Origin of the sequence: Exiguobacterium alkaliphilum 12/1 (assembly GCF_000714435.1) — a bacterium.
GTDB classification, from domain to species: Bacteria; Bacillota; Bacilli; order Exiguobacteriales; family Exiguobacteriaceae; genus Exiguobacterium; species Exiguobacterium alkaliphilum.
Map to the genome: position 1 here is coordinate 199,696 of NZ_JJMW01000041.1, position 12,255 is coordinate 211,950.

A 12,255-nucleotide genomic window follows, 5' to 3' on the forward strand; every position below is an offset into this window, starting at 1 on the left:
TGCTATACTCCTTTAGTTATGTTTACTAACTATTTATATTAGGAGGCGGGCTCCATGCATTTGGCCACTCAAAAACTTTGGACGAAAGATTTTCTGATCATCTCGCTCGTCAACTTTTTCTTAACACTCATCTTCTTCCTGCTCATGGTCACAATCGGGGTCCACGCCGTCTCGGCCTATGGGGCTTCAACGAGTGAGGCCGGTCTCATCACGGGCATCTTTATTATCGGTACGCTCGTCGGGCGGTTGTTCATCGGGCGGCTCATCGATTCGATCGGCCGGAGGAAGACACTCCTCATCGGACTGACGTTCTTCACCGCCACGATTCTCCTATATTTCGTCGACCTCGGTGTCGGTTTCCTCTTGTTCACCCGCTTCGTGCACGGGCTCGGCATGGGACTGTCGAGCACGGCGACCGGCACGATTGTCGCGCAAGTCATCCCAGCGGCCCGTAAAGGGGAAGGCATCGGCTATTACAGCATGAGTTCGACACTCGCGACCGCAATCGGTCCATTCGTCGGCCTACTCATGAGTCAATATACGAACTTTTCTACGATTTTCTTGCTCTGTCTCGTCATCGGGCTCATCAGCCTCGTCAGCGCCCTGACCGTCAACGTGCCGGAAGCGGACAACCCAAGCATCGTCCGCGGCTTTTCACCGAGCTCGTTCGTCGAACCAAAAGCGTTACCGATCGCCCTCATCATCGCCGTCGCCGCGCTCAGCTTCTCGAGCGTGCTGTCTTACATCAACTTTTACGCGAGCGAGCTCGACCTCGTCGAGGCAGCCAGTATTTTCTTCCTCGTCTATTCGATTGCCGTGCTCTTATCCCGCCCGATTACCGGTCGGCTCATGGACGCGCGCGGGGCGAACGTGGTCATGTATCCGGCCATCGCCGTGTTCGCCGTCGGTTTGTTCGTGTTGAGCCAGGCCACGTCGGCGCTCGGTTTGCTCGTCGCCGGCGCCTTGATCGGCCTTGGTTTCGGGAATATCCAATCCGGGACGCAAGCGATTGCGGTCAAAGCGGCGACGCCCGCACGAATGGGGATGGCCACGTCCACGTTTTTCATCGCCCTCGACGCCGGTCTCGGATTCGGACCATACTTGATTGGCCTCATGATTCCAATCACCGGCTTTTCGACGCTTTATCTCGGTCTCGCCGCCGTCGTCGCCTCCTTGCTCCTCCTGTATGATGTCATGAATGGACGGCGTGAGCGTGCCAAATTGAAGCGTGTAGCCTGACAGGACCTTCCAACGTCCTGTCTTTTTTTGAATGTTCACACATTTTTGTTCAGCATACGGTAATATGAGAATGACGTGTTGAAAAGTTTTCATCGAAACGAGGGACATTATGTACGCTGACCAAACGATTCATCATCATTCCGCCGCCCTACTTCGAACGTTTGATAAAATCTCTGACTACGTATTTTTCATGGCAGTCGACGGTGCGACCTATCGATACGTGTTCGTCAACGAGCCCGGCAAACGAGCCATCGGGTGGACAGATGCCGATATCGGGACGAGCATTGAAGAGAAGGTCCCGTCCGAGACGGCCGCGCTCATCTCTCGCTATTACGATCAAGCCATTCGCGAGCGAAAGAGTGTCGTTTTCGAGGACTACCAACTCGCCGACTCCTTTTATACGGACACACTCGAATCGGAAGACGTCTTGTCGCTCCCGCTCCATTACTTCGAGTCAGAAGTGACACCGGTCTTTGACGGGGAGACGTGCACGCACGTCATCTCGGTCGTCCGTGAAGTGACCGAACGCAAGCGGCGTGAACTCGAGCTGACGATTTTACGGGACCAGCATGAGTCGCTTCGCCGCTACTCGCCCCACGGCATTTTCGTGCTCGATCACGATTACCGCATCAAGTCGCTTAACCCGGCCGTGACGGCGATCACCGGCTATACGGAGTCCGACTTGCTAGAACAATCGTTCATCGATTGGATTGAGACGCCTGAACGGGCGACCGTCGAAACGGGAATCCGCCACGCCATGTCAGGCAATCCCCATAAGTACACGATTCAGGGCCGGCGTCGGACCGGAGAGCCGCTCGACTTGGCAATCTTGAACATCCCGATCGAAGTCGGGGGACATATCAACGGCCTGTTCGCCATCATCATCGACCACACCCCGGAGAAAGATGCGGAACGGGCGATGCGAGAGAGCGAACGGCGTTACCGCCAATTGATCGAGATGATTCCAGAAGGGATTATCGTGCATCGGGATGGACGCGTGTTATACGCGAACGCCATCGCGCGCTCGACGATTGGCGAGACCGACATGCATCACGAATCAATCTTTCAGTTCATCGCCCCGGAACATCACGAGCGCATCCTAAAACGACTCGAGGCGCTCCGTCTCGGCGACCCTGTCGATGACACGGAGTTGACGCTCGTCACCCATGGCGGCCAGCGATTACATATGGACATCACGAGCCTCGTCATCGATTACGAAGGGACGACTGCCGTCCTGACCGTGCTCCGTGACGTGACGGAAAAGCGCGAGATGGAAGAAGCGCTTCGTCAAAGCGAGACGCAATACCGTCTCATCACCGAAAATATGAGCGACCTCGTCTGCATGCTCGAGCCGGACGGGACGGTACGCTACGCAAGCCCGTCCCATCTTCATGTGCTCGGTTATACGCCGTCGTTTTACGAGGGTAAAAATACGCTCGACTTCATCCATCCTCGCGATGTCGCCTCGACACGTCAAACGCTTCAAACCATCACCGCCGCTTCACCGCTTACGCTCGAGTTCCGACATGCGCACGATGACGGACGATGGATTTGGCTCGAGACGAAGATTCAGGCCATCTATAGCGACGCGGGCACGTTGCTCCACTACCTGACGGTCACCCGAGAGATCATGCAACGGAAAGTTGTCGAGAAACAGTTGCGGCATCTCGCGTATCACGATACGTTGACGGACTTGCCGAATCGCCGCTATTTCCTGGCCTACCTCGACGAGTCGCTTTCTCGGATTGAAGAAGAGGCGGAGGCACTCGCGATTTTATCGCTCGACCTCGACCGATTCAAGCTAATCAACGACACGCTCGGCCATGACATCGGAGACGAGTTGCTCCGTCAGTTGGCCAATCGCCTCACCCACGTCCTCCGTAAGCAAGACGTCATCGCCCGATTCGGTGGAGATGAATTTATCGTCTTGATTCGATACAACGACCCGATCGCCCCGCACCGTGTCGCTGAAAAAGTACTCGCTGCCCTTGAACAACCGTGGCAGATCGAGACGCACGAGTTCGTGACGACATCGAGCATCGGCATCGCCTGTTGTGACGGTGCGACGACGTCGAAGCAACTCTTGAAGCGAGCCGACCTCGCCTTATACGAAGCAAAATCGAATGGACGAAACGGTTACGCCGTGTATGAAGACCGCTGAAAAGCGGTCTTTTTCACGTGAAACATACCATTTTTAGATTAAAAACCGAACATTAAAACGTTGGAATCCTGAAACATTATCTTTTTTATATTTTTAAAGCCATTTTGCTTTGACTTTCATCCAAATATAGGTTACATTACCGAATGGACGAAGTATTTTCACTTAAATCAATTAAAATGTTCGTAAATAGGGGTGGACTACATGGATAAAGTGTTCGATTATGAAGATATTCAATTGATTCCGGCTAAATGTATCGTCGATAGCCGGTCCGAGTGTGACGCTAGCGTGACGCTCGGCGGTTTCACGTTCCGGCTCCCGGTCGTGCCTGCGAATATGCAGACGATCATCGATGAGAACGTCGCCCTCTCCCTCGCGGAGAACGGCTATTTCTACATCATGCACCGTTTCAATCCCGAGACGCGCCTCGCCTTCATCGAAGACATGCACGGACGCGGCTTATACGCGTCAATCAGCGTCGGGGTGAAGGAAGACGAATATCGTTTCGTCGAGATGCTCGCTGAAACGGGGCACACGCCTGAATTCATCACGATTGACATCGCGCACGGGCATTCGAACGCGGTCATCCGCATGATTCAACACATCAAGCATCATTTACCGGGGACATTCGTCATCGCCGGGAACGTCGGGACGCCCGAAGCGGTCCGCGAACTTGAGCATGCGGGGGCAGATGCGACGAAAGTCGGCATCGGCCCGGGGAAAGTGTGCATCACGAAAATCAAGACTGGTTTCGGGACAGGTGGATGGCAACTCGCTGCTCTCCGTTGGTGCGCCAAAGCGGCGACCAAACCGATCATTGCGGACGGGGGCATCCGCACGCACGGGGACATCGCGAAATCGATTCGTTTCGGGGCTTCGATGGTGATGATCGGATCGTTGTTCGCCGGACATGAGGAGTCACCAGGTGCGACGGTCGAGCAGGACGGGAAACTGCTCAAAGAATACTTCGGCTCGGCGTCTGAATTCCAAAAAGGAGAACGGAAAAACGTCGAAGGCAAGAAGATGTTCGTCGAGTACAAAGGGGCACTGCAGGACACGTTGACCGAGATGGAGCAAGACCTCCAATCGGCCATCTCTTACTCGGGTGGGGACAATCTGGACGCATTGCGCACCGTCGATTACGTCATGGTGAAAAATTCGATTTTTAACGGGGATAAAGTATACTGAAACAGGCGACTCGCGGGAGTCGCCTGTTTTTTATACGTCGCTGAGACGCTTCGTCATCATATAATAGTCGGCACCCGGTGGATAGTCACGCAACACCCCGGCGACCTCGTAGCCGTAAAGCTCATAGAACGCTTTCGCCTGAAATGAGAACGTCGTCAGTTTCACCTGAGTGGCCCCGAGCGCCTGTGCTTTCGCCTCTCCCGCCGCGAGCAACCGTGAGCCAAGTCCTTGCTTGCCATACGCTTCAGCGACCCATAGTCGGTCCAAGTCGAACCAGCCCCAATAGACGCTACCATACAATCCGGCGATGATCTCCCCGTCTCGCTCCACTTTCAATTGGACGACCGGCACGTCCACACCTCGAATGTTTCGATGATGGGGTGAATGCTTGTCGTTAAACGCCCGAAGTCGCTCCGTCAAGTGTTGTTGAAACGCTGCATCGTCCTGTACAATCTCTTGAATCTCCATCATGTCTCACTCGACCCGTTCACGAAGAACGTAATCAACTCCCGCTCTTCCTCATTGACCGTCCGACCGACCTTCTGTTCGTACTGAGCCGTCATCACCGCTTCATTTCCCGGGAAATCTAACGCCAAATGCGCCAATTCGCGCAACATGTCACGGTCTTTTTCAAACGCTTCACGGGATACGACTTCCCCATGCGACCACACGTACACGTCCGCATCGAACCGGTCGAGCAGGTCGAGCAACCGGAGCGTCGCTTCTGCCGTCATGCGCCAGGACGGGGCGTACAGGTTCGCATAGAGTGCGTCGCCTAGAAACAAAACTTTCTCCTCCGGGATATAGGCGACGACCGAGTCGGCCGCATGGTCCCCACCGACGTGTTTCAAGACGACGTGGACGCCACCGAGATCGAGCGTGAGCGTGTCATCGAACGTGACCGTCGGCAAGACGACGCGCATCGTCCGTTCCGTACCGAACTCGAGACGGATGGCATCGGCACAGAACGGGATCTCGATTCCGCTTTTGACGCGTTCGTCGAGCGAGGCATCGTCCCATTCATAGGGCAAGAGACGCGCCATCCGGTTTTTCGTGTCCGTGCTCGCGATCGAGACGAGACCCGTCAAGGCCGAGAGCCCGAAAATATGGTCCCAATGCCAGTGCGTCAGCGCGACGAGCGTCGGTCGCTTTAGACCTTCGGCATCCATTGCGGCGAATAAGTCGTTCGCATGGGACTCCGAGTTCCCGGCGTCGATTAAGAGTGTATGTGTTTCCCCCACAACGACGCCTAGGATGGGGCGATCGGTCTCGGCCACGGGCGTCATGTACCAAAATCGAGGTGAGTGAGGAATGAATGTCTGCATGTGTGATCCTCTCCTTATTGGTCGTCTTTAAATGAATCATAAATATAAAACCCGTCGCCCCCACCATTTTTGGCGACATACATCGCCGCGTCCGAGTGATGGATGAGCTCATCGAGCGAGGTGAGCCCGCTCGACGAATAGGCGATGCCGATGCTCGCGGACAGACGGAGCACCAACTCGTTCCCGACCATCATTTCCTGGGAAATGAGCGTTGCTAGTTGCTCGAAGTCCGCTTGTGCGAGTTGTTCCGTTTCCAAGACAATCAAAAACTCGTCCCCGGCGAACCGATACGCCTTGCCGTCATGAAACTGACTGAACGAACGGATCCGTTTCGCCGTCTCGACGAGCACTTCATCCCCGACGAGGTGACCGTGTGTGTCGTTGATCCGTTTGAAATCGTCTAAGTCGATGAACAGGAGCGCGACGGCTTGTTTCCGATTCATCTTTTGACGCAAGTCTGCCATGAGCGAATGGCGATTGCCGAGCTTTGTCAGGCCGTCTTTCGTAATCAGCTCGATGACTTCCTGATGTTTGCGCTCGCGGCGAATCTCGTTCTCCATCCAACGGGTCACGAGTAAAATCGTGTCCGTCATCTCTTGAATGGCGACCTGGTCGATCACATCCTCAAAGCTGCCCTGTTCCGTGAGGAAGACGAGCCAGCCGAACGTCTTGCCCTCATTGACGAGCGGCAAGCTGATCATTCCCGAGAATTCGATTGTATCGATGACGAGCTCGGCCCGCTCCAGCTTTTGGTGACCGTGCTTCGCTAACGCTTCGATTCGCTCATACGTGCCCTCCGTCCAATCGAGCATGGTGTCCCCGTCACTCGACCACGTCTTATAACCACTTTCAGTGGAGAAGGCGATCGCATGCGAATACCCCATCCATTCCCGCAACACGGTCTGAATCCGTTTTAGCTTCTCCGGGAAGGAGGCGTGGAGCGCGGTCACTTCATATAGCGACTCGAGCGTCTGTTGCCGTCTCGTGCCGGCACGCACCTGCTCGCTCAGTTCAATCTCGGCCATCACCCAGCGGGCAAAATCTTCGAGCGTCCGAACCCCTTCCTCGTCGAACGGCCGCGGTGTCTCGTCCGTGACGCAGAGCGTCCCGATGGCGTGTCCGCTGCGTGTGACGAGCGGGACACCGGCATAAAACCCTAGCCCTTCAAGAACCGGATTCCCGCTCGTCGGTTCCGTCGCTTGGACGTCTTCTAACACGAGATTCGTTCGACTCGTGACGACGCGGTCACAGAGCGTCCATTTTCGTTCGACGTACGGTGCGATTTTTTCCCCGTGACACGATTTGATCCACTGCTGGTCCGTCGTCAAAATCGAGATGAGCGCGGTCGGCATATCGAGTGTCTGGGCGACGAGACGGCTGATTCGGTCATATCGTTCTTCCCGTGGCGAATGTAAAATTTCAAGGCGTAAAATCGCCTTCAACCGCTCCGTCTCGTTCTCGTCGAGTGAAGTGATTGCCTGTTGTCGCCCCGATAACCCATGGCGCAGCGCCGCATGATGATGCTCGAGCGCATTCAGCGCCGCGTGCAAGTCGGCCGGCGGCAGCGGGCGGCTAAAGAAGTAACCTTGGACTTCGTCACAGCCGAGGCGCTCGATCGCACGATACTGCGCTTCGGTCTCCACCCCTTCAGCTGTCACTTCTAGGTTGAGTTTCTTGGCGAGCGAGACGATCAATTTGACGATCTCGTATTCCTTTAAGCCGTTGTCTTGATCGAGCTGACTGATGAACGACCGGTCAATCTTGATGCCGTTGATATCGAACAGTTTTAAATAATTGAGGGACGAATAACTGACACCAAAGTCGTCAATCAAGATACGAAACCCTTTTTCTTTTAAGTAATCAACCGTCTGGATCCCGACGAGCGGCTCCTGCATGAGTGTGTGCTCGGTGATTTCAAACTCGAACTGTTCCGGCGAAAGCCCGTGCGATGCCAAGACGGTGAGCACGTTCCGCATATACGGTTGACGGAAGACGACCGGTGACACGTTGATGGCGACACGGCGCCCCTCGAACAAGGCCGGGGCCTCGGTCATATCCCGACAGACGCGGTCGACGACGAAGGCGGTGACGTCCTCAATCAAGAGCGATTTTTCGGCAATCGTGACGAACGATTCGGGCGAGACGTTCCCGAGCAACGCGCTATGCCATCGCACGAGCGCCTCGAAATGAATCGTCCCATCATGGCAGCTGACTCGCGGTTGATAGACGACACGCAACTCGTTCGCTTTCAATCCTTTGACGAGCTCGGTCTCCATCGTCATCTCGTCAATGTAATGTTGGACGTAATCGTCCTTCTCATAGATGCGAATCATTTGCTTTCCGGCCTGCCTCGCTTCGAGCAGTGCCGTCGATGCGTTCATGATGACGCGGTCGGCATCCTCGTACCCGGTGCTCAGCCCGATACAGCCGGACAACGTGAACTCAGTGCCTCCCACCTCATACGTGTAGTCAGCGATGGCTTCGAGCAATCGTTCCGCATGCTCGAACGCCGTCTCGATGTGCGTGTCCGGCAAGACGGCGATGAAGTCTTCCCCGTCGACTCGTCCAATCATCGAACCGGTCGGCAATAGCTCCGCTAGGCGGCGCGTCATCTCTTTAATCAAATGGTGTGACGACTCGACCCCTTGCAGCGACAAGACGATTTTGAACCGGTTGATATGGAGGCGCATGACGCTCGCCATGTCACGTTCCGTCGTATGTTCAAACAGCTTCTCGAGCTCGAGCTTCACTTTCATCAAGTTCGGCATCCCGGTCAAATAATCGATGTGCTCAATGCTCGACAACAGCTTCAGCTCGGCCTCTTCGGACAGGTCGGTCGTCAAGCCGAGGACGTAACAGACGTCACCGGCCACGTTCTCAATCGGCATGAGGACCGATGAGGCGAAACGTGCCGTGTTGGATTCGATGTTCATCTTCGACATGAAATAGACCGGCTCACTCGTCTCGATGACGGTATCGTAATGATGAATCAACTCCTCGGCCACATCAGCTGCGTACATGTCGTGCAAATAGCGTCCGGCCACGTCGTCTGGGAGCATCGAGGCACGCTTCCCTTGCTCACTGACGCGGACGTATCGATAGCCTTCCGGGGTCACTTCCATTAAAAACACCATGCGATATAAACGAACGAATACATCAAACAAGTAATGCGGGTCGGCCTTCATCTGCTTCATACGTTACCTCCATGCGATTTCTGTTGACTCTAGTGTAGAACTTTTCTACCCGTTTGTTCACAAATCCGTTCAAAAAAAGGGAAAGTGTTTTTTACTCAGAGCATACAAAAACGGGTAAAGATAACTGAATCAAGTCTTGAAACGAGGTGAGCCATCATGATCAGTCGAAACGTCTATCCGCAGACACGGCCCGGCAAATGGTCGATCGGGTTGTTGCTCGCCGTCTTCCTCTTGTTGATTGTCGCCACCGTCAGCACGCAGTCCGCTCAACCGTTCAACACCGGCACGCTGTTCGACAATACGTGGGCAGCCGCCGCCTCGATGACGGCGTTCGCCGCAGCGATCGGTGCGTTCTTTGTCGGGCTGTACACGACTCTTCGCAATCAAGAGCGGGCAGCTTCCGTGTTCTTCACCGTGCTACTCGGCGGTCTCGTCGTCTTGTTCGTGCTCTTCCAACTGTTCGCCTAAACGAAGACGCCCCTTCCTGATAAGAGAAGGAGCGTCTTGTTATAGTAATTCGTTCGCGAGCAAACGATAGACGTTCAAGCGGTCGGACTGCTGGTGTTGGATGCTGCAAATCATCGCCTCGTCAAACCCGTAACGGACCGACTCCTCTTGAAGTTGGGTCGCAATCTGTTTCGGCGTCCCGACGAGGTGGATGGCCCGGTTGTTCGCGATGTGAATCTTGTCGACCTCGGTGAGCGGGTACTCGTGCGCCGCTTCCGGACTCATCAGCTGGCGCAATTGGCCACGCATCAAGAAGAGACGAGACAAGTCGGACGGACGGGCCAAATATTCCGCCTCCTCTTCTGTCTCGGCCGTCGTGACGAGATACGTCACGTTGATGTCCGGCTTCTCCATGAAAGCAGACGGACGAAAGTTATGGCGATAGGCGTCGAGTGCGTCCGTGCTCAATTCCCCGTTGAAAAATTGCGCGAACGAATAACCGACGCCCATCCGCCCGGCTTGGACAGCACTGTTCCCACTCGACCCGAGGAGCCAAGCCTCAGGGCGCGTCACACCGGTCGGCGCGGCCGGCGTGTGTTTATACCAACGCTCTTCCGGCGTCTCGTCATTGATGAGTTGGAGCGTCGTCGCTAATTTTTCATACAATCCGTCCATCATCGGCTTTTGACCTTGTGACATCGCATAAATCGCATTCGCATCCCCGCCCGGCGCCCGTCCGACGCCAAAGTCGATGCGGCCTGGCGCGAGTGCGCTCAGCGTCTTAAACACCTCGGCCATCTTAAGTGGGGAATAGTGCATCATCATGATGCCGCCCGAGCCGAGCCGAATCCGCTCCGTTTTGGCCGCGATATACGCACTGATAACCTCTGGTGCCGAGCTCGCAAACGACATACCGCCGTGGTGTTCAGCCATCCACATGCGGTGATAGCCGAGCTCTTCACCTAGTTGCGCGAGTTCGACGGCGCTCGTCAACGCATGTTTTGACGTATGGCCAGACGTGACCGGTGCTTGATCGAGTATGCTTAATCTCATGTTCATCTCTCCGCTTCTATTATATATGCTGAATATCTCGAATTTGTAACACTCGCCGTCATCATACTAAAGTGAGGCCGAGAATACGAATCGTACGCTCATGAGACCGTTCATTTTTTTCTGAAAATTGCAACGGATTGTTGTCCGTCATGCTTTCCCTTCTCTATAATGAATGAGAAGAACACATTCCTTCATCGTCATACCGTCTCGCGTGATGGGGACACGCGAAGACATACTACACTCTCGGGGAAAAGGGGTATTCACTATGAATCAACCACCAAACAGGACGAACGAAGACAATCCATCGTTTACGTCCAACGATTTTTTGAAATTTATCATCCCGTCTCTAATCGGTCTCATGTTTTTCATCGTCCCGATTCCGACGGACGACGGCTTTACCATCCCGGTCGCCTTCTTATCGAACCAACTCATCGACTTGATTGGCGACGTCGTACCGACACTTGCTGTCATCATGATGGGCCTCTCGGTGCTCGGGTCGCTATGGACGTATTTGGCCAAACCGGCGTTCGTCTTGGAGCGTCCGCACTTCAATTCGTTGTTGAACGTCACACCGTTTTGGTTCGCCATGCGCGTCGTCGGGTTCATCGCCGGTGTCATGACACTTCTCGTCCTCGGCCCTGAGATGATCACGTCCGAGTTCACGGGTGGGCTACTCCTTTACGATTTGATTCCAATCTTGTTCGCGACGTTCCTCTTTGCCGGCATGTTGCTCCCGCTCCTCTTGAACTTCGGGTTGCTCGAGTTCGTCGGGACGATGCTCATCAAAGTCATGCGTCCGCTCTTCAAGCTCCCGGGCCGGGCCTCGCTCGACTCGCTCGCATCATGGGTCGGGGATGCGACGATTGGGATTCTGTTGACGACGAAACAGTACGAGAACGGCTACTATACGAAGCGAGAAGCCGCCGTCATCGCGACGACGTTCTCGGTCGTCTCAATCACGTTCACGATCGTCATCTTGTCGTACATGGAACTCGATGCCTACTTCCTACAGTATTACGGAGCGATCGTCATCTCAGGTATCGTCGCGGCCCTCATCATGCCGCGGATCTATCCGCTCTCGAAAAAAGCGGACACGCCGTATGAAGGGACGGAACTGAAGCCGGAAGAGCCGGTTCCAGCAAACGTGTCGATGCCGAAGTGGGCGCTTCGCCAAGCGCTCCTCAAGTCGCAATCGAGTAAGAGCTTTGGTGCCACGCTGAAGGACGGCTTCCAAAACGTGCTCGACATGTGGCTCGGCATCTTGCCGATCGTCATGGCCGTCGGGACGATCGCGCTCGTCATCGCGGAGTATACGCCGCTCTTCACGATTCTCGGCAAGCCGTTCGAACCGATTTTGATGTTGCTCCAAGTACCGGAAGCCGAAGCCGCCGCCCAGACGATGGTCGTCGGGTTCGCCGACATGTTCTTGCCGGCCGTACTCGGCAGCGGCATCGAGAGTGAGATGACGCGCTTCATCATCGCGACCGTATCGGTCACCCAGCTCATCTTCATGTCCGAAGTCGGGGGGGCTGCTCCTCGGCTCGAAACTGCCAATCTCATTCGTCGACCTCGTCCTCATCTTCTTGCTCCGGACGTTTATCACGCTCCCGATTATCGTCGGGATCGCCCATTTGGTCTTTTGACGACAAAC

Annotated in this window: 8 protein-coding genes and 1 pseudogene; 5 read left to right on the forward strand and 4 right to left on the reverse strand. The window is 55.0% G+C overall.

The window, feature by feature from the left end:
- The first annotated feature begins 54 nt into the window (after positions 1-54).
- The 3 genes from RT52_RS09520 to guaC all read left to right on the forward strand — a co-directional run bounded on the left by RT52_RS09520 (position 55) and on the right by guaC (position 4,585).
- Complete coding sequence (locus RT52_RS09520; protein WP_034816936.1) at positions 55-1,239, forward strand: MFS transporter; 1,185 nt, start codon at positions 55-57, stop codon at positions 1,237-1,239.
- A gap of 109 nt (positions 1,240-1,348) precedes the next feature.
- Positions 1,349-3,400, forward strand: a complete 2,052-nt coding sequence (locus tag RT52_RS09525) for a PAS domain S-box protein (protein ID WP_034816938.1) — start codon at positions 1,349-1,351, stop codon at positions 3,398-3,400.
- Positions 3,401-3,601: 201 nt separating this feature from the next.
- Positions 3,602-4,585, forward strand: coding sequence for a GMP reductase (guaC, locus tag RT52_RS09530; protein ID WP_034816940.1), 984 nt, complete (start codon positions 3,602-3,604; stop codon positions 4,583-4,585).
- A 30-nt stretch (positions 4,586-4,615) separates the two neighbouring features.
- Here the strand turns inward: guaC and RT52_RS09535 are convergent, their stop codons facing one another.
- From RT52_RS09535 to RT52_RS09545, 3 genes are read right to left on the reverse strand one after another with little or no spacing between them, the layout of a single operon-like run.
- On the reverse strand, positions 4,616-5,056 hold the full coding sequence (locus RT52_RS09535) for a GNAT family N-acetyltransferase (protein WP_034816941.1): 441 nt from the start codon (positions 5,054-5,056) through the stop codon (positions 4,616-4,618).
- Positions 5,053-5,910 carry an MBL fold metallo-hydrolase gene (locus tag RT52_RS09540; protein WP_034816943.1) on the reverse strand — a complete coding sequence of 286 codons (858 nt, stop codon included), beginning with the start codon at positions 5,908-5,910 and terminating at the stop codon, positions 5,053-5,055. Before RT52_RS09540 ends, RT52_RS09535 begins: the two co-directional genes overlap by 4 nt.
- 14 nt (positions 5,911-5,924) lie before the next feature.
- Positions 5,925-9,104 (reverse strand): bifunctional diguanylate cyclase/phosphodiesterase, encoded by a 3,180-nt coding sequence (locus RT52_RS09545; RefSeq protein ID WP_034816945.1) that lies wholly within the window; start codon positions 9,102-9,104, stop codon positions 5,925-5,927.
- Between the two features lie 156 nt (positions 9,105-9,260).
- On the opposite strand from RT52_RS09545, the gene RT52_RS09550 reads away from it, so the two are divergent.
- Entirely contained in the window at positions 9,261-9,572 is a 312-nt protein-coding gene (locus tag RT52_RS09550; RefSeq protein WP_034816947.1) for a hypothetical protein, read from the forward strand.
- A gap of 39 nt (positions 9,573-9,611) precedes the next feature.
- Here the strand turns inward: RT52_RS09550 and RT52_RS09555 are convergent, their stop codons facing one another.
- Positions 9,612-10,604 carry an MsnO8 family LLM class oxidoreductase gene (locus RT52_RS09555; RefSeq protein WP_034817080.1) on the reverse strand — a complete coding sequence of 331 codons (993 nt, stop codon included), beginning with the start codon at positions 10,602-10,604 and terminating at the stop codon, positions 9,612-9,614.
- Positions 10,605-10,869: 265 nt separating this feature from the next.
- Between RT52_RS09555 and RT52_RS09560 the strand changes: the two are divergent.
- A pseudogene (locus RT52_RS09560) lies at positions 10,870-12,247 on the forward strand (YjiH family protein).
- Positions 12,248-12,255 lie beyond the last annotated feature (8 nt).

Coding starts and splice junctions, on each gene's coding strand:
- RT52_RS09550 (WP_034816947.1), top strand. CDS start 9,261: ATGATCAGTCGAAACGTCTATCCGCAGACACGGCCCGGCAAATGGTCG.
- RT52_RS09525 (WP_034816938.1), top strand. CDS start 1,349: ATGTACGCTGACCAAACGATTCATCATCATTCCGCCGCCCTACTTCGA.
- RT52_RS09540 (WP_034816943.1), bottom strand. CDS start 5,910: ATGCAGACATTCATTCCTCACTCACCTCGATTTTGGTACATGACGCCC.
- RT52_RS09545 (WP_034816945.1), bottom strand. CDS start 9,104: ATGAAGCAGATGAAGGCCGACCCGCATTACTTGTTTGATGTATTCGTT.
- RT52_RS09535 (WP_034816941.1), bottom strand. CDS start 5,056: ATGATGGAGATTCAAGAGATTGTACAGGACGATGCAGCGTTTCAACAA.
- RT52_RS09520 (WP_034816936.1), top strand. CDS start 55: ATGCATTTGGCCACTCAAAAACTTTGGACGAAAGATTTTCTGATCATC.
- guaC (WP_034816940.1), top strand. CDS start 3,602: ATGGATAAAGTGTTCGATTATGAAGATATTCAATTGATTCCGGCTAAA.
- RT52_RS09555 (WP_034817080.1), bottom strand. CDS start 10,604: ATGAGATTAAGCATACTCGATCAAGCACCGGTCACGTCTGGCCATACG.